We start from the raw sequence: 21,772 nt of genomic DNA on the forward strand, positions 1-21,772 counted from the left end.
CGCGGGTGCGCGGAGTCTCGGAGTACATCGACACCCGTCGCGGCAAAGCGTCGGGCCCGACGCTCGCACCCGGCTCGCCGAAGGCCCAGCGGCATCTCCAGGCCGCGCATGCCGGAAAGGTCGACCAAACCCGGCCGAGGCGATCGCCCACGCCAAACGCGGCGTCGACCCTGGCGGCCAAACGCGCAGTCGCTGGCCAACTCGGACGTGGTCTCGGCTCAGCGTGCCTACGCCCGCGTCGGCGGCAGCGACACCGGCGCGATGCTGGGCGGGATCATCCTCGGCGACCTGCTCAGCGGAGGGATGCACGGCGGATTCGGCGGCTGGAGCTCCACGTCGTTCGGCGGCTCGTCGAACTCGTCGCCGGGCGGTTCCGACGGCGGCTTCATGGGCGGCGGTGGACGGTTCTGAGCCCCGCACGCCAGTAGGGGCGCACCGATTTCTCGGCACGCCCCTACCGCTCGGGATCTGTTAGGCCCAGCTGGACCCGACGGCGCTGTCGGTGCTGGCCATGTTGTTGCCCGCGGTCTGCACCTTCTGCCCGTGCTGGTTGGCCTGCTCGTAGATCACCTGGAAGTTGCGCCCCAACTGGGTGATGAACTCCTGGCAGGCAACCGAACCGGCGCCACCCCAGAAGTCACCGGCGGCCAGCACATCGCGCACGATGGCCTGGTGCTCGGCCTCCAACGAAGCGGCCTGCGCGCGGATCAACGCGCCGTGCGCGTCGACATCTCCGAACTGGTAATTGATCGACATTGTCTACGTCTCCAAGTGCTTTCGTGGCTAGTGGCTGAGGGCCTGCTGCGAGGCCTGCTCTTGCGTCTCGTAGTTGTTGGCGTCACGGATGAGTCCGTCACGCACGCCGTGGAGCATGTTGACAATGTTGTTGAACGCCTGGTTCATCTGACCCATGGTGTCGTACGAGGTCGCCTGGGCCTGACCACTCCAGCCCGCACCGGCGATGTTCATCGACGACGCCCACATCTTGCGAGCCTCATCCGACACCGTCTGCGCGTGCATCTCAAAACGGCCCGCCATCGCACGCATCGCGTGCGGGTCCGTCATAAAACGTGTTGCCATACTTCCTCTTCCTTAGGTAGCGGACTGAACCCAGCGACGGCCGACCCGTTGGCCGACCGTCGCTCTCAACCAGCTGCTGGTGAATGCGGTACCACGCTGCTGGTTCGTGGCACTTCGAAACGAGGTTCGGCGTCGCCTCCCCATTCGTTCCAATGCCCCCATTCCTTCTTCTCGCTCATGCCTTCGGCAGCCGCCTCTGAATCCGGCCCGTCGGTCGCCTCGACCTCGGCATCGGAGAGCTCTTCGCGCTCCGGTGCCCAATGGTCATAGTCGTCCGGCGGAACGGCCACGCCCCAACTGAGCGGAACCGTCAAGCGACCGAGCATGCCTGACTCACCCCGAACTGCCACGACCGAATCGTCCGGCAGAGGTGAACCAAGAGGCAAAAGCATGATGCCCCCTTCCACACCCGAAACTCTGTTCACACAGACCCCAACGGCGCACAAATCGCCGCCGAGTATTTTTCATAGTAAAGCAAGCCCCAGGACAATTGTTGGAAATTTCTGATTTTCGTCGCCGTTAATCACGAAAATTCAGCCGCGCGGTAACCAGGCGCCGCGGTCGCCGAACCGGTCGATCGAGGCATCGACCGACCGCGCCGTTCAAGCGGAGCGCTTGCATATCCGGCCGTTGTCGTCAGCGCGAAATTTGTTGCTCGGCAGGGGTTCTGCGGTCATGTGGCGGGTGCGTGCGTGGCGGGCCGCGCCGCGCGACGACAACGCAATGGCAACCGCTGCAGGCTCGTCGAACCACAGCGCAGGACCCGCACCCAACGATCGGGCCACCCCCCGGGACGCGTCTTTCTGCCGAACATTGCGGGCGTCGCAATCATTCGCGACCGCAAACCGTACCTAATAGTTTGATTAAGCGTGTAACCGATGAATACGAGTTCGCAACATGTCGAGAAATTTACGACATGTCCGATTCATTCGTATGACCGCCCGAGCAATTGCACCCAGGCCGCTGAAGCCCCCTTACGCGCCCTTTCTCGGCACCACCTTAGGCCGGGACTGCACGACGTGCGTCGCGCTGGTTCCGGCGCGCCCCACCATTTCGGCCGGCTTGTCATGACCCGCGGCCGCCCGCGCCGGCATCGGCACGCCGCTGGTGGATCCGACCGGCTCCGCCACGGCGCCGGACGTACCCGCCCCCACCATCGCGGAGCTGACGATCGGGGCAGGCGTCGAGCCCTGCCAGACCGGCGGCACTGATATCGCGCCGACCAACCGCGCCCTACCCAGACTGGCCGAAATCGACGAGCCCCAGCTTCCGTCGCCGCTCATCACCCGCATCGCCGGTGCGGTCGAACCGACGGTTTGGGCCGCACCGGTGGCAGCCATATTGGTCGCACCGGCCAACGAGGTCACCGGCGCGGTGCCTTGTGTCAGCGCCATCATCGGCGCCGTCAACGCGGTCGCCGGATACATCCCGATCTGGGCCACCGACATCAGCGACGACACCGGCGCCGAGGTGACGATCGACCCGACTTGGGTCAGCGCGGTCTGAATCGCGGTCACCGCCGACGAGAATCCGGGCCCGAATATCTGCCCACCCACCGACGACAGCGCCCCGGCGAACTGCGATGCCAACGTGCTCAGCGGGGTGGTAAACAACCCCGCCAAGCTCGACGGCGCCGCAGTGATCGACGGCAACGCCGACATCACCGATTGCGCCCCGGCGTGATAGCCGAACATGGCCATCACGTCCTGCAGCCACATTTGCAGGTATTCGAATTCGGTCATCGCGATTGCGGCGGTGTTCTGGCCCAGAAAGTTCGTCGCGATCAGGGTCATCAGCTGGATACGGTTCGCGGCGATCGCCGCCGGAGGCACCGTCGCCGCGAACGCCGACTCGTACGACATCGCCGCCACCCGGGCTTGCACGGCCGACATCGAGGCGTGCGCGGCCGCCGTGTGCAGCCACTGCAGATAGGGCGCGGCCGCCTGCGTCATCGACTCCGAGGACGGACCCGTCCATTGCCCATTCGACGCCAGGCCCGACACCACCGAGTCGAAGGACGACGCCGACGCCCACATGTCGGCGGCCAATCCGTCCCAGGCAGCGGCAGCGGCCAACAGCGGCCCCGAGCCGGCACCGCCGTACATCAGGGCCGAGTTGATCTCCGGCGGGAAGAACGCAAAATCCAGAACCATCTACTACCTCGACACGACCAGCCGTTTGTACGGCCTTACAGCTGCACCCCGACAGTCACAGCGACTGGACACTGCGTATAAGACTAAGGCCGGATCGTAGGGCAGCACTACACCAAAATGGCCCGGTTCGTCGAAATGGCCGGTTCGCCGGTCTGCTAGGCGCCCTTGAGCCGAACCGCCAGGTAGTCGGCCACCGCGTCCATTGCCACCCGCTCCTGCGTCATGGCGTCGCGTTCGCGCACGGTGACGGCGTTGTCCTCGAGCGAGTCGAAATCCACCGTCACGCAGAACGGCGTGCCGACCTCGTCCTGGCGCCGGTAGCGGCGCCCGATCGCGCCGGCGTCGTCGAACTCGATGTTCCAGGACTTGCGTAATTCGGCGGCCAGGTCGCGGGCCTTGGGGCTCAAGTCGGCGTGCCGCGACAGCGGCAGCACCGCCGCCTTGACCGGCGCCAGGCGCGGGTCGAGTCGCAGCACGGTGCGCTTGTCCACACCGCCCTTGGCGTTGGGGGCTTCGTCCTCGGCGTAGGCGTCGATCAAAAACGCCATGAAGGACCGCGTCAGGCCGGCGGCGGGTTCGATCACGTACGGCGTGTACCGGGTGTCGCTGACCTGGTCGTAGAAGGACAGGTCGGCACCGGAATGCTTTGCGTGCGTTGATAAGTCGTAGTCGGTCCGGTTGGCGACGCCTTCCAGCTCACCCCACGGGTTGCCCTGGAAACCGAACTTGTACTCGATGTCGACGGTGCGGTCGGAATAGTGCGACAGCTTGTCTTTGGGGTGTTCGTACAGGCGCAGGTTTTCCGGGTTGATGCCGAGGTCGGTGTACCACTGATGGCGGGTGTCGATCCAGTACTGATGCCAGTCCTTAGCGGTCGACGGCTCGACGAAGAACTCCATCTCCATCTGCTCGAATTCGCGGGTCCGGAAGATGAAGTTGCCCGGGGTGATCTCGTTGCGGAAGCTCTTGCCGATCTGGCCGATGCCGAACGGCGGCTTACGCCGCGCGGTCGTCACCACGTTGGCGAAGTTGACGAAGATGCCCTGCGCGGTCTCGGGCCGCAGATAGTGCAGCCCCTCCTCGGTCTCGATCGGACCGAGGTAGGTCTTGAGCATCATGTTGAATGCGCGCGGCTCGGTCCACTGGCCGGGCTCGCCGGTGTCCGGGTCGCGGATGTCGGCCAGCCCGTTGGGCGGCGGGTGCCCGTGTTTGGCCTCGTAGGCCTCGATCAGGTGGTCGGCACGGTAGCGCTTGTGGGTGATCAGCGACTCCACCAGCGGGTCGTGAAACACCTCGACGTGGCCGGAGGCCACCCACACCTGCCGCGGCAGGATGATCGACGAGTCGAGTCCCACGACGTCGTCGCGGCCGGTGACCACGGCGCGCCACCACTGCCGCTTGATGTTCTCCTTGAGTTCCACACCCAGCGGCCCGTAGTCCCACGCCGACTTGGTGCCGCCGTAGATCTCACCGGAGGGATAGACGAATCCGCGTCGTTTGGCCAGGTTGACGACGGTTTCGATGACGGACGCCACGGGGTGGTCCACTCCCTTTCGGATGACTGAAGAGGCGGGGCGGCGAATCGTCGCCCGCGAAACATCAGCAATGGTATCGACCGGGCCGTGGTCTTTGACATGCGTCATCATGCATGTGACAGTGGAAGTCGTTCCCTATAGTGGGCACTCCACGTACCCGGCACTTCTCGAGGAGATGACGCTCACATGGTGATGTCCTCCTCATCGCCGGCCTCATCGTCGGATCTGGTTTCCCACCGGCACGGCGAGGCAGGCGGCGGCGAGCATGCTCCGTTCGCCGAGTATCCGGAGCCGCCGGCGCGCGAAATCCTCGATGCCGCCGGTGAGCTGTTGCGCGCGCTGGCCGCACCCGTACGGATCGCCATCGTGCTGCAACTCCACGAATCCCAACGCTGTGTGCACGAGCTGGTCGACGCGCTGGGCGTGCCGCAACCGCTGGTCAGCCAGCATTTGAAGATTCTCAAGGCGGCGGGAGTGGTCGCCGGGGAGCGCTCCGGCCGCGAGGTGCTGTACCGCCTGGCTGACCACCACCTGGCGCACATCGTCGTCGACGCCGTCGACCATGCCAGGGAGGACACACCATGACGCGCGCCGTCGACGATGCAGAGCGCAGCGATGAGGAGGAGTGGCGCAAATGACAGGGCCAAGCGTCCGTTCCACCCGTCAGCGGGCGGCGATTTCCACGCTGCTGGAGACTCTCGACGAATTCCGCTCGGCCCAGGAGCTGCACGACGAGCTGCGCCGCCGCGGCGAGAACATCGGGCTGACCACGGTCTACCGGACGCTGCAGTCCATGGCATCGGCGGGAATGGTGGACACGCTGCGCACCGACACGGGCGAATCGGTCTACCGGCGCTGCTCGGAGCACCATCACCACCATCTGGTGTGCCGGCACTGCGGATCCACCATCGAGGTGGGCGACCACGAGGTCGAGGAGTGGGCGTCGCAGGTGGCCGCCAAGCACGGCTACTCCGACGTCAGCCACACCATCGAGATCTTCGGCACCTGCTCGGACTGCCGCTGACGCGGTAGTGCCCGGCCAGCCGGGCGCTCGGCACCCGACGCCCGGCTGGCGGGGCGCTCGGGCTGCGGTTGACGGCCAGCCGCTCAGGCGGTCAGCACGCGCCGCATCTGGGCGCCGGTATCGAGCACCAGCAGGATCAGGGTGCGCAGGGCGTCATCGGCCAAGCCCGCGCCGGGAAAGTTGTACCGCAGCATCACGTCCGCGGTTTTGGATGCACCCTTGCCGGAGTTGCGCGCCGCGGCCTGTTCGCTGACCTTTTCGACGACGGTCACATTCCCGAAGTTGCTGTCGTGCGCCTGCTTGGCCACCTGATCGCTGAGCTTCTTGGTCAGCGGCAGATCCCACGCCACGACCTGGGTCAGCGACACCAGGTCCAGGCCCTCGGCAATGTTGACCACCCGCAGCGACGCGAAGGTGCCGTCGTGGTGCACGGTCAGGCCGCCGTCGGGTTCGTCCTCGACATGCAGCACGTCGCGCAGGATCGAGCCCAGACGTTCTTGCAGCGATGGCATCAGGCGCTCCCAAACCGTCGGTTGCGGTCCGCATATTCCTCGCAGGCCGCCCACAGGTCGCGACGGTCGTAGTCGGGCCACAGCTTGTCCTGAAAGATGTACTCGGCGTAGGCCGCCTGCCACAGCATGAAATTACTGGAGCGCTGCTCCCCCGAGGTCCGCAAAAACAGATCCACATCGGGGATGTCGGGCCGCTGCAGGTGATTCGCCACCGTCGCCTCGGTGACGCGTTCCGGGTTCAGCCGGCCCGCGGCCGCCAAACGCGCGATTTCCCTTGCAGAGTCGGCGATTTCGGCGCGGCCACCGTAGTTCACGCAATAGTTGACGGTGATGACGTCGTTGCCCTTCGTCATCTCCTCGGCGATCGCCAACTCGTTGATCACGCTGCGCCACAGCCTCGGCCGTGACCCCACCCAGCGGATCTTGACCCCGATCGTCTTGAGGTTCACCCGGCGCATCCGCACCACGTCGCGGTTGAAGCCCATCAGGAAGCGGACCTCCTCGGGGGACCGCTTCCAGTTTTCGGTGGAGAACGCGTAGAGGCTGAGCCACTTGATCCCGATTTCGATTGCCCCGCAGACGACGTCGATGACGACCGCCTCTCCCGCCTTGTGGCCGTCGGTGCGGGTCAGGCCCTGTTGGGTGGCCCAGCGGCCATTGCCGTCCATCACGATGGCCACATGGTTGGGCAACCGATCCGCCGGGATGCGCGGCGCGGCGGCCTTCGAAATGTGCTGGGGTGGCCGGCTCGGGCCGCCGTTCGCAGCGGGCGGCAACTCAGGGAACACCACCGGCCAGGTCGACTTGTCGGGAAAGGTCGGATAGTCCTGGGGCGCGGCGGGCAGTTGCGGGAAGTCGCGGTCGTGGTTCTTAGCCACAGGCCTCATCCTGCCCGATCGGCGCGGCGCGCTGATCGGCGATGGTGCGGTCGACCCGATAATTGCGCTCCACCAGCGGCAACGTCTTGAGCTGGCGTTCCAGATGCCATTGCAGATGCGCGGCCACCAATCCGCTGACATGGCTGCGGTGGGATTGCGGCGTCGCCTCGGCGGCCTCCCAATCGCCATCGTGAAGCGCGGACATCAGCTCCAGCACGCCCAGCGGCGGTGTCGTCGAGCCGGCGGGACGGCAGTGGCCGCAGACACTGCCCCCGGCGGCGATGTGGAATGCCCGATGCGGGCCGGGCGTGGCGCAGCGGGCGCACTCGGTCAGCGCCGGCGCCCAGCCGGCGATGCCCATGGCGCGCAGCAGGTAGGCGTCCAGGAGCAGGTCACGGGGGCGACGTCCGTCGGCCACCGCCCGCAACGCGCCCACCGTGAGCCGGTGCAGCGCCGGGGCGGGCGCCCGCTCCTCACCGGCGAGGCGCTCGGCGGTTTCCAGCATCGCGCACCCGCAGGTGTACCGGCCGTAGTCGCTGACGATGTCGGTGGCGAACGCGTCGATCGAAACGACCTGGGTGACGATGTCGAGATTGCGGCCGGGATGCAGCTGCACATCGATGTGCGCGAACGGCTCCAGCCGCGCGCCGAATTTGCTGCGGGTGCGGCGCACCCCCTTGGCCACCGCGCGGACCAACCCGTGATCACGGGTCAACAGCGTGACGATCCGGTCGGCTTCGCCGAGCTTGTGCTGGCGCAGCACTACCGCTCGGTCTCGATACAGCCGCATCTCAATAGTTTTGCACCCCGCCGCGACATCGCGGGGATCCGCGCCGATAGTCTCGTACCCCGTGATTGGCGCTCCTGGGTCCCCTTCCGGGTCCGTATCCGGATCCCGCGGCGCGCGCCTGCCCACACTCACTGACCTGCTCTATCAGCTGAACAGCCGCTCGGTGACGTCCGAGACATTGGTACGCCGTTCGCTGCACGCGATCGACGTCAGCCAGTCCACGTTGAACGCGTTCCGGGTGGTGCTGACGGAGTCGGCGCTGGCCGCCGCGGCCGAGGCCGATCGGCGCCGCGCCGCCGGCGACACGGCGCCGTTGCTGGGCATCCCGATCGCCGTGAAAGACGACGTCGATGTTGCTGGCGTGCCCACCGCCTTCGGCACCGACGGCTACGTCCGACCCGCCACCGAGGACTCCGAGGTGGTGCGCCGCCTCAAGGCCGCCGGAGCGGTGATCGTCGGCAAGACCAACACCTGCGAGCTGGGTCAGTGGCCGTTCACCAGCGGGCCCGGGTTCGGGCACACCCGCAACCCGTGGTCGCGGCGGCACACCCCGGGCGGATCGTCGGGTGGCAGCGCGGCCGCGGTGGCCGCCGGTCTGGTCACCGCCGCGATCGGCTCCGACGGCGCCGGCAGCATCCGCATCCCGGCGGCCTGGACGCACCTGGTCGGCATCAAGCCGCAGCGCGGCCGCATCTCGACCTGGCCGCTGCCGGAGTCGTTCAACGGGATCACGGTCAACGGCGTGTTGGCGCGCACGGTGGCCGACGCGGCGCTGGTGCTCGACGCGGCGTCGGGCAATGTCGAGGGCGACCGGCACAAGCCGCCCCCGCTGCGGGCGTCCGACTACGTCAGCATCGCACCCGGGCCGCTGAACATCGCGCTGTCAACCCGCTTCGCGTACACCTTTTTTCGGGCCAAGCTGCATCCCGAGATCCTGGCCGCGACCCGCGCCGTGGGCGAGCAGCTCCAGTTGCTCGGTCACACGGTGGTGAGCGGGAACCCGGACTACGGCGTGCGGCTGGGGTGGGACTTCTTGGCCAGATCGACTGCGGGACTGCGGGAATGGGAGGAGCGCCTCGGCGATGGCGTCGTCCTGGACCCACGCACCCTGTCCAACCTGCGGATGGGGCATGTCCTGGGGCAGGCGATCCTGCGCAACGCGCGCGTGCACGAGGCCGCGCTGCAGCGCCGGGTGGGCTCGATCTTCGACATCGTCGACGTGGTGGTGGCCCCGACGACCGCGCAGCCACCGCCGCTGGCTCGATCCTTCGACCGGCTGAGCGGCTTCGGCACCGACCGCGCCATGATCAAGGCATGCCCGGCCACCTGGCCGTGGAATGTGTTGGGGTGGCCGTCGATCAACGTACCGGCCGGGTTCACCGAAGACGGCTTGCCGATCGGTGTGCAGTTGATGGGCCCGGCGAACAGCGAGGGCATGCTGATCTCGCTGGCCGCCGAGTTGGAGGCTGTCTGTGGCTGGGCCGCCAAGCAGCCGAAGGTGTGGTGGGAGCACGACCACTTCCGTCCGCACGACTAGCGACTTCTCGGCACCCAAATCACGCTGTTGAGAAAAACTTTGGCGCTATCGGGCGCAGGACCGGTACCCGCGGTCGGCACACGCAAACGGTCAATATCGGTACCTGGATAACCGCGTTTGGCAAACCCACGTTTCGCGTCGTTGCTCACGGAGCAATTCGGGGGCGCCAACGGTGAACTCACCGCGGCGCTGCAGTCTTTACCCAGGCATTCGTGCTGCGCCAAAGAACCCCATGATGTACGACCTGTTCATGGACATCGCGACCGAAGAGTTCAGCCATCTCGAGATGGTCGGATCGATGATCACCATGCTGCTCGACGGACTCAGCGACGACCTGAAGATCGGTCGGTGAGTGGTACCGGGCTCGCGACGCTAAGACGGGCTCAATAGTTTTGCACACCATTCGTACCGCCGGGCGGCGGCCGAGGCCGCGAGACGTGCTATCGCTAAAAACCCAGTCGTCCAAGCTGTTTCGGGTCGCTTTGCCAGTTCTTGGCGACCTTCACCCGCAGGTCGAGATAGACCTTGGTGCCCAGCAACTTCTCGATCTGCGCGCGCGCCGCCGTCCCGACTTCGCGCAGCCGCGTCCCGCCCTTGCCGATGACGATGCCCTTCTGGCTGTCCCGCTCGACGTAGAGGAGCGCGTGCACGTCGATCAGGTCGTCGCGGTCCTCCCGCGGGTTGACCTCGTCGATCACCACGGCCAGTGAATGCGGAAGCTCGTCGCGAATTCCCTCCAAAGCCGCCTCGCGAATCAACTCGGCCATCAGGATCTCTTCGGGCTCGTCGGTCAGCTCGCCGTCGGGGTAATAGGCCGGTCCCGGCGGCAGCGCCGCGGCCAGCACGTCGATCAGCACGTCGACCTGGGTGCCGGCCACCGCCGACACCGGGACGATCTCGGCCGCACCCTCGACGAGTTCACTGACCGCGACCAGCTGCCCGGCCACCCGATCCCTGGGCGCCTTGTCGATCTTGGTGACGATGACGACCAGGGTGGTCTTCGGTGCGACCGAACGAATCTGGTCCAGGATCCAGCGGTCGCCGGGACCGATCGCCTCGTCGGCCGGGATGCACAGGCCGATCACGTCGACCTCGGTGTAGGTATCGCGGACCAGGTCGTTGAGCCGCTTGCCCAGCAGGGTGCGCGGCCGGTGCAGACCCGGGGTGTCGACCAGGATGATCTGGAAGTTCTCCCGGTGCACGATGCCGCGGATGGTGTGGCGAGTGGTCTGCGGGCGTTTCGAGGTGATCGCCACCTTGGTGCCGACCAGAGCATTGGTCAGTGTCGACTTGCCCGTGTTCGGCCGGCCCACCAAACAGACGAAGCCCGAACGGAATTCGCTCATAGCGGAGTACCGGCGCGGTCGGTCAGGATGATCGCCGCGGTCGGGCTGAGCTCGCGCACCGCGGCGATGCCCGGGTCGTCGGCCGACCCCGCCACCAGCACGGCGGCCTCCAAGCCCGTCGCCCCGCTGGATACCGCCGCGGCCACCGCCGCCTGCAGTCCGGTGAGCTGCAGTGCCGAAAGATCCACCGGCGCAGCCGCATACGTGCGACCGTCGGCATCTCGCACCGAGGCTGCGCTGCCGGCCTGGACGCGGGCCATCGCGGCGCGCGCCAACACCACCAGTTTGGCGTCCTCGGCGTCGAGTCGCTCAGCCATGATGCGTGCTCTCGAACTCGCGATCCTCCGATTCGGCCGGGCTCAGCAGCACCGTGTGGATGCGCACCCGTCCGCGATGGTCGGGGCCACCCTCGGCGCGCAGCCGCAGGCCGTGCGAGACCACCTCGGCGCCGGGCAGCGGAACCCGGCCCAATTCCAGCGCCAGCAGGCCGCCCACCGTGTCGACGTCGAGATCGTCGTCGAATTCGACGTCATAGAGCTCGCCGACGTCTTCGATGGGCAGCCGGGACGACACCCGAAAGCGGTTGTTGCCCAATTCTTCTACCGGCGCCACTTCTGCTTCGTCGTACTCGTCGGCGATCTCGCCGACGATCTCCTCCAGCACGTCTTCGATGCTGACCAGACCGGCAATCGCACCGTACTCGTCGACGAGCAGCGCCATGTGATTGCGGTCGCGCTGCATTTCACGCAGCAGCGCGTCCAGCGGCTTGGAGTCCGGCACGAACACCGCCGGGCGCATCACCTGCGCCACCTTGATGTCCCGGCCGCCGTCGGCGGCCAAGAATGTCTGCTCGACAAGGTCTTTCAGATACACCACACCGACGATGTCATCGACGTTCTCACCGATCACCGGAATGCGGGAATGGCCACTGCGCACGGCCAAGTTGGTCGCTTGGCTGGCGAACTTGTCGCTTTCGATCCAGATCATCTCGGTGCGCGGCACCATCACCTCACGCGCCGGGGTGTCGCCGAGCTCGAACACCGACTCGATCATCCGGCGCTCGTCGGCCGCGACGACGCCGCGCTGCTGGGCCAGGTCGACGACTTCGCGCAACTCGATCTCGGACGCGAACGGCCCGTTTCTCAGGCCGCGGCCCGGGGTGAGCGCGTTACCAATCACCACCAGCAGCCGGCTGACCGGCATCAGCAGCGACGAAACCACTTGCAGCGGAATGGCTAACACCAGTGAGATCTGATACGCGTGCTGACGGCCGAGGGTCCGCGGGCCCACGCCGATGACGATGAAGCTGGTCAGCACCATGATGGTCGCGGCGCCGAAGACCGCCCAGTTCAGGCCGAAGTTGTCGTAAAGAAAGACCACCAGCAGGACGGTCGCGGTGACCTCGCAGGTGATGCGCAACAGCACCACCAGGTTGATATAGCGCGGCCGGTCGGCCATCACCTTCGACAGGGACCGGGCGCCGGGGCGCTCATCGCGGACCAGCTCGGCCACCCGAGCCAGCGACACCGTGCTAATGGCTCCATCGATCGCCGCGAAGACCCCACCCAGAACGATCAACGCAAGCGCGCCGAGCAGCTGAGATATCCCGGTCAACGCCGCTAATGCCTTGACTCGGTCGCGGACTCTTTACCGGCGTCGTCGTTTTTGGCCCGACGATTGAGCAACCCGGCGATGACGACGACCGCCAGCACCAGCAACCCGTACCGCACCGCCCACGGCCACCAGGGCTGAGCGGGCGGGGCGGGCTGAGCGGGTTGGGTTTGGTCCCCGCGAACCGCCAGCGCCACCAGGAAGTCGCCGTTGTCGGTCGGCCCGAAGCCCGGCAACGACTGGGTCTTGCTCACCCTGATCTGCACCCCGCTGGTGGGATCGACCACCTGGCCCCAGGCCACGGTGGTGTCGTCGAGCAGGAAGCTGTCTTGGCTACCCACGGGCTGGCTTTCGTCGCGGCCTACCACCGCCACCTGGCCGACTTGCACGATCTGGTTGTCGGCGGGGACGTCGGCCAACACGTTCTGGTACAGCGTCGGGGGCGCCGGCGCGGCGTACTCCGGCGGCGGCGGCCCGGCGAAATTGGGCGGCGGTACGAACGCCCCGCCGTAGAAGCTGCCCGCCGCCAGATAGCTCTCGCCGACCACGGTGAAGGGGACCAGGCCGACGGTGCCGGCATCCAGCACGATCCGGCCGCCGGCCGGAAGGTAGGCATCACGGGAGGCACCGTCGTAGCTGTAGCGGAAGGTCATCGCCTGGCTGAGCGGGTTGTACAGGGTCGGGCGGTGATACTCGTCGTAGTCGACGAAGTCCCAGTGCCGCGGCCGAACGAGCACCTTGTTGTCGGCCCTGATCTGGTCGATGTTCTCGCTGTGGGCGCTGATGACGTTCTGCACCTGCTGGTTGAAGTCCGTCGAGGTCGGCGGTTTCGGAGGGTCAGCGGGATTGAGCCGCGCCGCGGGTGCGGCCTTGGCCGCCGCGACCGCCTGCGGGGGCGCATCCAGCTTCTTCGGCGGCACCACCACCCCGACGTTTCTCGGCGCACCCGGGGCTTGCGGATTGATCTTCGGGGTCTGCACCGGCGTCGGCGCCGGGCGGGTGGGACTCGGCGGCAGCGGCAACGGCGGTGGCTCCGGGATGTACACCGGGGTGCTCGTCGGTGCCGGGGCGGGCCGCGGCGCGGGGGCGTTGCAGACGTTCGCGGTGTGATACGCGTTCACGTAGAACAGGCAGTGCTGGCAGGACACCGGGTTTGACCCCTCGCCGGCGCACGGAGACGCCTGTGCCACACCGGTCGCGGCGGCCAGCACCACCGACGGCGCAAAAGCCATCGCGGCGCAAACCGCGATCCAGAGTGCTCTCTTCAGAGCTTGCTTCAAAGGGCTCAATTGTCGAAATACCTTGACTTGTCCAGCAACCGGCGATCTCTCTCGTCCTGCCGGTCGTAGTGGTACGCCTCGACCTGGTCGGCTACCCACTCTTCGAGAAGTCGCCCCTGCAGGGCGAACATCTCCTTCTCTTCGTCGTGCTCGGCGTGGTCGTAGCCGAGCAAGTGCAGTACACCGTGAATTGTCAACAGCGCCAACTCATGTGCGAGGCTGTGGCCCGCCGCGGCGGCTTGCTCGGCCGCGAATTCCGGGCACAGCACGATATCGCCCAGCATCGACGGCCCCGGCTCGGGCGCGTCCGGACGGCCGCCGGGCTCGAGCTCGTCCATCGGGAAACTCATCACGTCGGTCGGGCCGGGCAGGTCCATCCAGCGCATGTGCAAGTCGGCCATCGCCGCGGTGTCCAGCAGCACCATCGATAGTTCTGCCCCAGGGTTGACGTCCATCTTGGCGATGACGAACCGCGCGACGCTCACCAACTCCGCTTCGGAGATGTCGATCCCCGATTCGTTGGACACTTCGATCGTCATGGTCTGCTCACCGCACCATCATCGGCGATTTCGGGTGCCGGATGCCCGCCGAGCCGCCCGATTCATGCCCGAGTTGGATTCCTCCACCCTCGCATAGGCGTCGACGATCTCCGAAACCAGCCGGTGGCGTACCACATCCACGCTGGTCAGCTCGGCGACATGGATGTCGTCGATGTCCTCGAGGATCTCGACCGCCGCCCGCAGGCCGGACTTGGCGCCGCCCGGCAAGTCCACCTGGGTGAGATCCCCGGTGACGACCATCTTCGACCCGAACCCCAGTCGGGTGAGGAACATCTTCATTTGTTCGGCGGTGGTGTTCTGCGCCTCGTCGAGGACGATGAAAGCGGAGTTGAGGCTTCTCCCGCGCATGTATGCCAGCGGCGCGACTTCGATGACCCCGGCGGACATCAGCTTCGGGATCAGCTCGGGCTCCATCATGTCGTACAGCGCGTCATACAGCGGGCGCAGATACGGATCGATCTTCTCGCTCAGCGTGCCCGGCAAAAAGCCAAGGCGCTCACCGGCTTCCACCGCCGGTCTGGTCAAGATGATCCGGCTTACCTGCTTTGACTGCAGCGCATGGACCGCCTTGGCCATCGCCAGATAGGTCTTGCCGGTACCGGCCGGGCCGACCCCGAACACGATGGTGTGGGCGTCGATGGCGTCGACGTAACGCTTCTGGTTGAGGGTCTTGGGCCGGATCGTCTTGCCGCGGCGGGCCAGGATGTCGAGGGTGAGCACCTCGGCGGGTGATTCGTCGCCGGTGCCGAGCAGCATCGCGACGCTGTGGCGCACCACTTCCGGGGTCAGCGACTGGCCGCTGGCCACGATCGCGATCAGCTCGGAGATCGCGCGCTCGGCAAGCGCGACGTCGGCCGGTTCGCCCGACAGCGTGACGGCGTTGCCGCGCACATGCAGGTCCGCGCTCAGGATGCGTTCCAGCGCACGCAGATTCTCGTCTGACGAACCCAGCAAGCCCACGACGAGATCAGGAGGGATGTCGATGCTGCTGCGAACCTGAGCGTCGGCCGGCAGGGCCCCAGCTGCGTCAGCAGCGTTGGTCTCGCGTGGCGTCACGTGGTTTCCGGTGCCTGCCTTCTCGGCTCGTCAGGGGTAGTTCGGATGACTTAGTCTACGCCGAGGGCTCCGTCTGGTCAGCCGCAAGCGGTCCGGGCGGCCCGACCTCGACGGTTTGCTCCCATCGCGCGGTGAGCACGCCGAGTGCGCCCAGGGCCACGGCGGCGGCCGTCGAAGTCCGCAACACCTGCGGCCCCAGCCGCACCGCGACGGCGCCCGCGTCGGTCAGCGCCGCCAGCTCGTCCGGTGCGATGCCTCCCTCGGGCCCGACCACCAGGAACATCGCGTTGGCCTGCGCAATCGCGATGTCGGCAATCCGCTCGGTCGCCGCCTCGTGCAAGACCAGCACCGCCGCGCCGGCGGCCACTTCGTCGCGGATCCGCGCGACCAGCGCCGCTGTCGGCAACACGCCGTCCACGGGCGGGATGTGCGCCCGCCGCGATTGCCGGGCCGCCGATCGGACCACCGCACGCCAGCGGCGCAGCCCCTTCTCGACGCGCGCGCCCGGCCAGGTGGCCACGCAGCGGTTGGCCTGCCACGCGACAAACGCATCCGCGCCGGCCTCGGTGGCCAATTCGATCGCCAACTCGGAGCGCTCGGATTTGGGCAGCGCCTGCACCACGGTCACCGCCGGCTTGCCGACTTCGACGGTCCAGCGGTCCAGCACCCGGGCCCGTAGGCCGTCGCGCCCGGATTGCTCGACCACGCAGCGCGCCAGGCGTCCGGCGCCGTCGCCGAGCACCAACTCCTCGCCGGGCCGGGTCCGGCGCACGGTCGCGGCGTGAAACCCCTCGTCGCCCTCGACGACGGCCAGCCCACCGGTGTCGGGCAGTGCTTCGACGTAGAACAGCGTCGCCACCATGTCAATCACCCCGCACAGGCCGAGTGTGGGCGCTAGGTACGAAATTCGGCTCCGATCCGTCCATAGGCCCCACGCTCACCGGGCTGCCATTGTGCCTAGCGCCCGGTGAAGGTCTCGCGCAGCCGGCTGAACAGCCCGCCGGCGGTGTGCGTCGACCGGACCTCCGGCACGTCGCGGCTGCGGCGGCTTTTCAGCTCGCGCAACAGGTCGCTGTCGTGGCCGTCCAGCCGGGTGGGAACCACCACCTCGACGTGGACGTGCAGATCGCCGCGGGTGGTCGAGCGCAGCTGCGGCATCCCGTGGCCGCGCAGCGTGATGACCGAACCCGGTTGTGTGCCAGGCGGAATCGCGATCTCGCTGGTGCCGTCGAGGATGGCGTCGACCTTGAGCGTCGCACCGAGGGCGGCGTCGACCATCGGCACCGACACCGTGCAGTGCAGGTCGTCGCCGTCGCGCACGAAGATGTCGTGGGCCTGCTCGTGCACCTCGACATAGAGGTCACCGGCCGGCCCTCCCCCGGGCCCGACCTCGCCCTGAGCCGCAAGCCGGACCCGCATGCCGTCGCCGACCCCGGCGGGGATCTTGACGCTGATCTCGCGGCGGGCGCGCACCCGCCCGTCGCCCATGCACTGATGGCACGGGTCGGGGATGACGACGCCGACGCCCCGACAAGTGGGGCACGGCCGCGACGTGACCATCTGGCCCAGCAGGGAGCGCTGCACCGACTGCACCTCGCCGCGACCGCCGCAGGTGTCGCATGGGATCGGCGCGGAATCGCCGTTGGTGCCCTTTCCCTGGCAGCGGTCGCACAGCACGGCGGTGTCGACGGTGACCTGCTTGGTCACCCCGGTCGCGCACTCTTCGAGATCCAGCCGCATCCGCAGCAGCGAGTCCGAGCCCGGCCGAACCCGGCCGATGGGTCCGCGAGACGTCGAGCCCCCGCTGAAACCGCCGCCGAAGAACGCCTCGAACACGTCACCCAGGCCGCCGAAACCGCCAAATCCGCCGCCCGCGGCGCCGTTCTCCAGTGGGTCCCCGCCGAGGTCGACGATCCGGCGCTTCTCCGGATCGCTGAGCACCTCGTAGGCGACGCTGATCTCCTTGAACCTCGCCTGCGCGGCCTCGTCCGGGTTGATGTCGGGGTGCAGTTCGCGCGCCAGCTTCCGATACGCGCGTTTGATCTCCGCATCGCCGGCGTTTTTTGCTCACGCCCAGCAGCCCGTAATAGTCGCGTGCCACGCCTGACCTTTCTTGTGCCGCGCTGTTACGCGGCTGTCCACAAACACTGCGGGTGCGCGATCATCGAGCACCCAGGACTTCGCCAATATAAAGAGCAACCGCGGCCACGCTGGCGATAGTTCCCGGATAGTCCATCCGGGTGGGTCCGAGCACACCCATACCGCCGTACACGGTGTCCATGGTGCCGTACACGGTAGACACCATCGACGTGCCCGCCATCTGCTCGGCCGCCGTTTCGTGACCGATGCGCACCGTCACCTTGCCGGCCTCCTGCTGGGCCGCCAGCAACCGCAGCACCACCACCTGCTCCTCGAGTGCCTCCAGGATGGAGCGCAGCGAGCCACCGAAGTCCGCGGAGTTGCGGGTCAGGTTCGCGGTGCCGCCCATCAGCAGGCGCTCTTCGGTGTGCTCGACCAGCGATTCCAGCAGCACCGTCGCCGACCGGCCGATCGCGTCGCCCAGCCCGCCGGCGCCACCCAGCTGCTGGGCGAGGTCGGCCACCGCGACCGAAGCCGCGGAGAGCTTCTTGCCTTCCAGGGCCTGACCCAAGACCTCACGCAGCTGCGAGAGCTGGTGGTCGTCGATGACGTCGCCGAGTTCGACGATGCGCTGATCCACCCGACCGGATTCGGTGATGACCACCATCAGCAGCCGGGCCGGCGTCAGCGCGACCACTTCCAGATGCCGCACCGTCGACGTCGACAACGTCGGGTACTGCACCACCGCAACCTGACGAGTCAGCTGAGCCAGCAGCCGCACCGCGCGGCGCAGCACGTCGTCGAGGTCGACGCCGGATTCCAAAAAGCTTTGGATCGCCCGCCGTTCGGCCGCCGACAACGGCTTGACGTCATCGATCCGGTCGACGAACTCGCGGTAGCCCTTCTCGGTGGGAACCCGCCCGGAGCTGGTGTGCGGCTGGGTGATGTAGCCCTCGGCCTCCAGCACCGCCATGTCGTTGCGGATGGTGGCGCTGGACACGCCAAGGTTGTGCCGCTCGACGAGCGACTTCGATCCGATGGGTTCCTTGGTGGCGACGAAGTCGGCGACAATGGCGCGCAGCACCTCGAAGCGACGCTCGTCAGCACTGCCCATTGGTTGCTACCTCCTTGATCGCATCCATTTTACGGTCTCATACGACACGCTGACCTCGTTGCGCGCGCCTACGGCGCGCACTGCCGACAACTTTGCGGCTAGCCTGTCCAGCAGGTATCCATAGGGCCTCGACGACGCATCGGAGCAGACCCGCCAATGATTTTCAAGGGCGTACGAGAAGGCAAGCCCTATCCGGAACATGGGCTGTCCTACCGGGACTGGTCCCAGATACCGCCGCAGCAGATCCGGCTCGACGAATTGGTCACCACGACCACGGTGCTGGCGCTGGACCGGCTGCTGTCGGAGGACTCCACCTTTTACGGCGATCTGTTCCCGCACGCGGTGCGGTGGCGGGGAATCATCTATCTCGAGGACGGCCTGCACCGCGCGGTGCGCGCCGCGCTGCGGAATCGCACCGTGTTGCATGCCCGGGTGTACGACATGGATGTGCCGCTGAGCCAACAGACCCAGGGGCCGGGTTCGACGTTCGGGCACTAGCCCGGTCACGTTTGCACGTCGTCGGGTGTCGACGTAGTGAGGGCCACGGGGTTTTCCACCGGGCCCCTACCGCGACTATTCGGGAGGTACGCCATGTCCCGGCTTCAGGGAGTCTCAGACCGCGACGCCAGCCTGGGCGCCAAGATCGCCTTCTTCTTCACCAAACGCAAGCTCGCGCAGATGGCCGGGCTGGAGACGGCCGGCATGCTCGAACCGCTGCGCATGTATGCCCATATCCCGCGGCTGCTCAGCGCCTACGGCAAGCTCGAGCAGGCCGAATCGAAGCTGGACATACTCAGCCCGCGCCACCGCGCGCTGGCGGAGTTGAAGGCGGCGACGACGGTGCGCTGCGAGTACTGCATCGACCTCGGCTCACAGATCGCCCGCCAGTGGGGAATCACCGACGAAGAGCTGCTCGCGATGGCCGACTACCGCAACGCCACCTGTTTCGACGATGTCGACAAGCTGATCCTCGAATACGCCACCGCGATGAGCCGCACCCCGGTCGAGGTGACCGACGAGCTGTTCGACGCGCTGCGCCCCCACTTCGACACAGCCCAGCTGGTCGGCCTCACCCATGTCATCAACCTGGGCAACATGCGCGCCCGGTTCAACCTCGCGCTCGGCATCGGCTCGTCCGGCTTCTCGGGCAACCGGGTGTGCGCCCTGCCCGACGCCGGCCGCGCGTGACCGCCGCGCTGACAGCCCGTTTCGAGGCAGCCCGGCCGCAGTTGGGCGCCATGGCCTACCGCATGCTGGGCTCGATCGACGACGCGCAGGACGCCGTGCAGGAGGCCTGGCTACGGCTGAACCGCACTTCGGCCGACGGCATCGTCAACCTCGACGCCTGGCTGACCACCGTGGTGGCCCGCATCTGCCTGAACACGTTGCGCGACCGCCACGCCCGTCACCGCGAGGAGCCGGTCGCCCAGCTGCCGGATCCGATCGTCGACACCGACGGCGAGTTCGACCCCGAACACCGCGCGATGCTGGCCGACGCGGTGGGCCTGGCGTTGTTCGTCGTGCTGGACACCTTGGGACCCGCGGAACGATTGGCGTTCGTCCTGCACGACGTGTTCACCGTCCCGTTCGACCAGATCGCGCCGATCGTCGAGCGCACCCCGGCAGCGACCCGCAAGCTGGCCAGCCGGGCACGCCGGCGAATCCGGGAGGCGGACCCGCTTCCCGACGCCGACATCGGCGCGCAGCGCGCGGCCGTCGACGCCTTCTTCGCGGCCGGCCGCTCGGGCGACTTCGACCGGCTGGTGTCGGTGCTGCATCCCGACGTGGTACTGCGTGGTGACTTCGGTTCCGGCACAGCGCTTTTCCGCGCCGAGGGGGCGTCGTCGGTGGCCCGGCTGGCCCGCGGCTATGCGGGCCCCGGGCGCGAGGTGCGCGCGGCGACGATCAACGGCGCGGCCGGCGCGGTCGTCTTCGTGACCGGCCGGCCCACCGCGATCATGGCGTTCGTGGTGCGCAACGGCGTGGTTGCCGCGATCGACGTGCTGGCCGACCCGGAGCGCATCGCCCGGCTCGACCTGAAAGCGGTGTCCGGCTAGTTCGTCGCGCTGGCCGCCTGCACCAGGGCGATGGCGCTGTCGTGCTGCATGATCCAGTTGCCGCCCTCGTTGACGAACGCGAGGTTCTTGGTGACGGGGCCGGCGAACTTCGGGCCCGCAATGGCGACATCGGCGGTGGCCGCATTCGGGCCGGCCGCCGCGATGTTGGTCACCGTGAAGGTCTCCGGGAAGTTCCCGTTCCGGTAGGCCTTGCGCAGGTCGTGGTCGGCCACGTGGCCCTCGTCCGGGCTGATACCGCCCTGGACCAGATTGTTCTTGGTCGTGTACGACACACCGGCATCGGTGACCTGATTGCACAGATTCACCAATTGGTCTGCGGCCGGCAGGTTTTGGCCCGGCACCGGCGGTGGGGGTGGAGGCGGCGGCGGGTCTTGCGGCAGTGCCGGTCCGTACGGCGCGCCGACCGCGGCCAGTTGCACCGCAGTGACCGGCGTTGCGACGGAAGCGATGCCGACGGCCGCGCCGCCGACGACGGCCAGGGCCGCCACACTCATGGCTACGGATTTCACAATTCCCCCTTCACCGAACCGTTAGAGGCCAACCTGCCGGATGGTAGTCAGTGCCCGGCGGCTTGGAGAAGCTCCATCGCCGAAGAGCGCGACAGCATCCAGCTGCCCTGGTTGACGAACGTGACGTTCTGCATCACCGGGTTCGGCAACTTCGGGCCCGAAACCGCGACGTTCGCCGTGGCCGTACCACCGGGCCCCGGCGCGATATTGGTGATGTTGAAGGTCAACGGCAGGTCACCGTTCTTGGCGGCCTTCTTCAGCTCGTGGTCGGCAAGATGTGCCTCGGTTCCACCGATGCCACCTTCGACCAGGTTGCCCTTGTTGGTGAACGACACGTTGGGGTCGGCGAGGCTGTTGAGGAGCGCGGTCAGCTGGTCGGCGGTCGGCACGCCGGCGGCGGGCGCCGGGACGGGCACAGGCGGTGGGTCCTGCGGCAGTGCCGGTCCGTAAGGCACGCCGACCGAGGTCAGCTGGACCGCACTGGACGCCGGAACAGACGCGATCGAGGTGACGCCGATGGCTGCGGCGCCGACGGCGCCCGCGGCGGCCACCCAGGTGGCGACGACTCTTGCGGCTCGCACCGATTTCATGATTCCCCCTTCGAAGTGCAGCGATGTGACGGAACGTCAC

Annotated in this window: 24 protein-coding genes and 3 pseudogenes; 8 read left to right on the forward strand and 19 right to left on the reverse strand. The window is 67.4% G+C overall.

Features of this window, described 5'->3' with window-relative positions; genetic code table 11:
- A pseudogene (locus BN973_RS31140) lies at positions 1 to 411 on the forward strand (TPM domain-containing protein); the annotation flags it as partial.
- Between the two features lie 60 nt (positions 412 to 471).
- Here BN973_RS31140 and BN973_RS19480 read toward each other — a convergent pair.
- The 5 genes from BN973_RS19480 to BN973_RS19500 all read right to left on the reverse strand — a co-directional run bounded on the left by BN973_RS19480 (position 472) and on the right by BN973_RS19500 (position 4,780).
- Positions 472 to 756 carry a WXG100 family type VII secretion target gene (locus BN973_RS19480; protein ID WP_036469090.1) on the reverse strand — a complete coding sequence of 95 codons (285 nt, stop codon included), beginning with the start codon at positions 754 to 756 and terminating at the stop codon, positions 472 to 474.
- Between the two features lie 27 nt (positions 757 to 783).
- Positions 784 to 1,080 carry a WXG100 family type VII secretion target gene (locus BN973_RS19485; protein ID WP_025735564.1) on the reverse strand — a complete coding sequence of 99 codons (297 nt, stop codon included), beginning with the start codon at positions 1,078 to 1,080 and terminating at the stop codon, positions 784 to 786.
- 65 nt (positions 1,081 to 1,145) lie between these two features.
- Positions 1,146 to 1,406: a hypothetical protein gene (locus BN973_RS19490; RefSeq protein ID WP_036470241.1), complete on the reverse strand. Its 261-nt coding sequence runs from the start codon at positions 1,404 to 1,406 to the stop codon at positions 1,146 to 1,148.
- Positions 1,407 to 2,054: 648 nt separating this feature from the next.
- Positions 2,055 to 3,233: a PPE family protein gene (locus tag BN973_RS19495; protein ID WP_036470243.1), complete on the reverse strand. Its 1,179-nt coding sequence runs from the start codon at positions 3,231 to 3,233 to the stop codon at positions 2,055 to 2,057.
- A gap of 155 nt (positions 3,234 to 3,388) precedes the next feature.
- Positions 3,389 to 4,780, reverse strand: coding sequence for a glycine--tRNA ligase (locus BN973_RS19500; RefSeq protein ID WP_036470245.1), 1,392 nt, complete (start codon positions 4,778 to 4,780; stop codon positions 3,389 to 3,391).
- Between the two features lie 174 nt (positions 4,781 to 4,954).
- Here BN973_RS19500 and BN973_RS19505 point away from each other — a divergent pair, with 174 nt between their 5' ends.
- Positions 4,955 to 5,353 (forward strand): ArsR/SmtB family transcription factor, encoded by a 399-nt coding sequence (locus BN973_RS19505; protein WP_051641365.1) that lies wholly within the window; start codon positions 4,955 to 4,957, stop codon positions 5,351 to 5,353.
- A 49-nt stretch (positions 5,354 to 5,402) separates the two neighbouring features.
- On the forward strand, positions 5,403 to 5,792 hold the full coding sequence (locus tag BN973_RS19510) for a Fur family transcriptional regulator (protein ID WP_036472740.1): 390 nt from the start codon (positions 5,403 to 5,405) through the stop codon (positions 5,790 to 5,792).
- An 83-nt stretch (positions 5,793 to 5,875) separates the two neighbouring features.
- Here the strand turns inward: BN973_RS19510 and BN973_RS19515 are convergent, their stop codons facing one another.
- Genes BN973_RS19515 through recO form a run of 3 tightly spaced genes read right to left on the reverse strand, consistent with a single transcriptional unit; the run spans position 5,876 to position 7,972 of the window.
- Complete coding sequence (locus BN973_RS19515; RefSeq protein WP_036470247.1) at positions 5,876 to 6,304, reverse strand: hypothetical protein; 429 nt, start codon at positions 6,302 to 6,304, stop codon at positions 5,876 to 5,878.
- Positions 6,304 to 7,182, reverse strand: a complete 879-nt coding sequence (locus tag BN973_RS19520; protein WP_232232115.1) for a decaprenyl diphosphate synthase — start codon at positions 7,180 to 7,182, stop codon at positions 6,304 to 6,306. The genes BN973_RS19515 and BN973_RS19520 overlap by 1 nt, the downstream gene beginning before the upstream one ends.
- Positions 7,175 to 7,972, reverse strand: a complete 798-nt coding sequence (gene recO / locus BN973_RS19525; RefSeq protein WP_036470249.1) for a DNA repair protein RecO — start codon at positions 7,970 to 7,972, stop codon at positions 7,175 to 7,177. The genes BN973_RS19520 and recO overlap by 8 nt, the downstream gene beginning before the upstream one ends.
- Before the next feature lie 61 nt (positions 7,973 to 8,033).
- Here recO and BN973_RS19530 point away from each other — a divergent pair, with 61 nt between their 5' ends.
- Positions 8,034 to 9,509, forward strand: a complete 1,476-nt coding sequence (locus BN973_RS19530) for an amidase (protein ID WP_036470250.1) — start codon at positions 8,034 to 8,036, stop codon at positions 9,507 to 9,509.
- Between the two features lie 117 nt (positions 9,510 to 9,626).
- Positions 9,627 to 9,852 (forward strand): annotated as a pseudogene (locus BN973_RS30650) (manganese catalase family protein); the annotation flags it as partial.
- A 103-nt stretch (positions 9,853 to 9,955) separates the two neighbouring features.
- Here BN973_RS30650 and era read toward each other — a convergent pair.
- The 9 genes and pseudogenes from era to hrcA all read right to left on the reverse strand — a co-directional run bounded on the left by era (position 9,956) and on the right by hrcA (position 18,555).
- The gene (gene era, locus BN973_RS19540; RefSeq protein WP_036470251.1) at positions 9,956 to 10,855 is read right to left on the reverse strand and encodes a GTPase Era; all 900 of its coding nucleotides are present in this window, start codon (positions 10,853 to 10,855) and stop codon (positions 9,956 to 9,958) included.
- Positions 10,852 to 11,172: a hypothetical protein gene (locus BN973_RS19545; RefSeq protein WP_036470253.1), complete on the reverse strand. Its 321-nt coding sequence runs from the start codon at positions 11,170 to 11,172 to the stop codon at positions 10,852 to 10,854. The genes era and BN973_RS19545 overlap by 4 nt, the downstream gene beginning before the upstream one ends.
- Complete coding sequence (locus BN973_RS19550; RefSeq protein ID WP_036470254.1) at positions 11,165 to 12,469, reverse strand: hemolysin family protein; 1,305 nt, start codon at positions 12,467 to 12,469, stop codon at positions 11,165 to 11,167. Before BN973_RS19550 ends, BN973_RS19545 begins: the two co-directional genes overlap by 8 nt.
- A 5-nt stretch (positions 12,470 to 12,474) precedes the next feature.
- Positions 12,475 to 13,698, reverse strand: a complete 1,224-nt coding sequence (locus BN973_RS19555; protein ID WP_036470255.1) for a hypothetical protein — start codon at positions 13,696 to 13,698, stop codon at positions 12,475 to 12,477.
- A gap of 53 nt (positions 13,699 to 13,751) precedes the next feature.
- Complete coding sequence (gene ybeY, locus BN973_RS19560) at positions 13,752 to 14,285, reverse strand: rRNA maturation RNase YbeY (RefSeq protein ID WP_036470257.1); 534 nt, start codon at positions 14,283 to 14,285, stop codon at positions 13,752 to 13,754.
- Between the two features lie 18 nt (positions 14,286 to 14,303).
- Entirely contained in the window at positions 14,304 to 15,362 is a 1,059-nt protein-coding gene (locus BN973_RS19565) for a PhoH family protein (protein WP_036470258.1), read from the reverse strand.
- A 55-nt stretch (positions 15,363 to 15,417) separates the two neighbouring features.
- Positions 15,418 to 16,224 carry a 16S rRNA (uracil(1498)-N(3))-methyltransferase gene (locus BN973_RS19570; RefSeq protein WP_051641366.1) on the reverse strand — a complete coding sequence of 269 codons (807 nt, stop codon included), beginning with the start codon at positions 16,222 to 16,224 and terminating at the stop codon, positions 15,418 to 15,420.
- A 95-nt stretch (positions 16,225 to 16,319) separates the two neighbouring features.
- Positions 16,320 to 17,463 (reverse strand): annotated as a pseudogene (gene dnaJ / locus BN973_RS19575) (molecular chaperone DnaJ).
- A gap of 60 nt (positions 17,464 to 17,523) precedes the next feature.
- Entirely contained in the window at positions 17,524 to 18,555 is a 1,032-nt protein-coding gene (gene hrcA, locus BN973_RS19580) for a heat-inducible transcriptional repressor HrcA (protein WP_036470260.1), read from the reverse strand.
- A gap of 156 nt (positions 18,556 to 18,711) precedes the next feature.
- Here hrcA and BN973_RS19585 point away from each other — a divergent pair, with 156 nt between their 5' ends.
- The 3 genes from BN973_RS19585 (at position 18,712) to BN973_RS19595 (ending at position 20,612) form a co-directional block, all read left to right on the forward strand.
- The gene (locus BN973_RS19585; protein ID WP_036470262.1) at positions 18,712 to 19,053 is read left to right on the forward strand and encodes a type II toxin-antitoxin system VapB family antitoxin; all 342 of its coding nucleotides are present in this window, start codon (positions 18,712 to 18,714) and stop codon (positions 19,051 to 19,053) included.
- Between the two features lie 93 nt (positions 19,054 to 19,146).
- A complete protein-coding gene (locus tag BN973_RS19590; protein WP_036470263.1) occupies positions 19,147 to 19,743 on the forward strand; it encodes a carboxymuconolactone decarboxylase family protein in 597 nt (198 codons plus the stop codon).
- Positions 19,740 to 20,612 carry a sigma-70 family RNA polymerase sigma factor gene (locus BN973_RS19595; protein ID WP_036472743.1) on the forward strand — a complete coding sequence of 291 codons (873 nt, stop codon included), beginning with the start codon at positions 19,740 to 19,742 and terminating at the stop codon, positions 20,610 to 20,612. Before BN973_RS19590 ends, BN973_RS19595 begins: the two co-directional genes overlap by 4 nt.
- Here BN973_RS19595 and BN973_RS19600 read toward each other — a convergent pair.
- Together BN973_RS19600 and BN973_RS19605 are read right to left on the reverse strand one after the other, a co-directional pair.
- Positions 20,609 to 21,142 (reverse strand): MTB12 family secreted protein, encoded by a 534-nt coding sequence (locus BN973_RS19600; RefSeq protein WP_462138147.1) that lies wholly within the window; start codon positions 21,140 to 21,142, stop codon positions 20,609 to 20,611. The genes BN973_RS19595 and BN973_RS19600 overlap by 4 nt on opposite strands.
- A 47-nt stretch (positions 21,143 to 21,189) precedes the next feature.
- On the reverse strand, positions 21,190 to 21,732 hold the full coding sequence (locus BN973_RS19605) for an MTB12 family secreted protein (protein ID WP_036470265.1): 543 nt from the start codon (positions 21,730 to 21,732) through the stop codon (positions 21,190 to 21,192).
- Positions 21,733 to 21,772 lie beyond the last annotated feature (40 nt).

It is taken from the genome of Mycobacterium triplex (assembly GCF_000689255.1).
GTDB classification, from domain to species: Bacteria; Actinomycetota; Actinomycetes; order Mycobacteriales; family Mycobacteriaceae; genus Mycobacterium; species Mycobacterium triplex.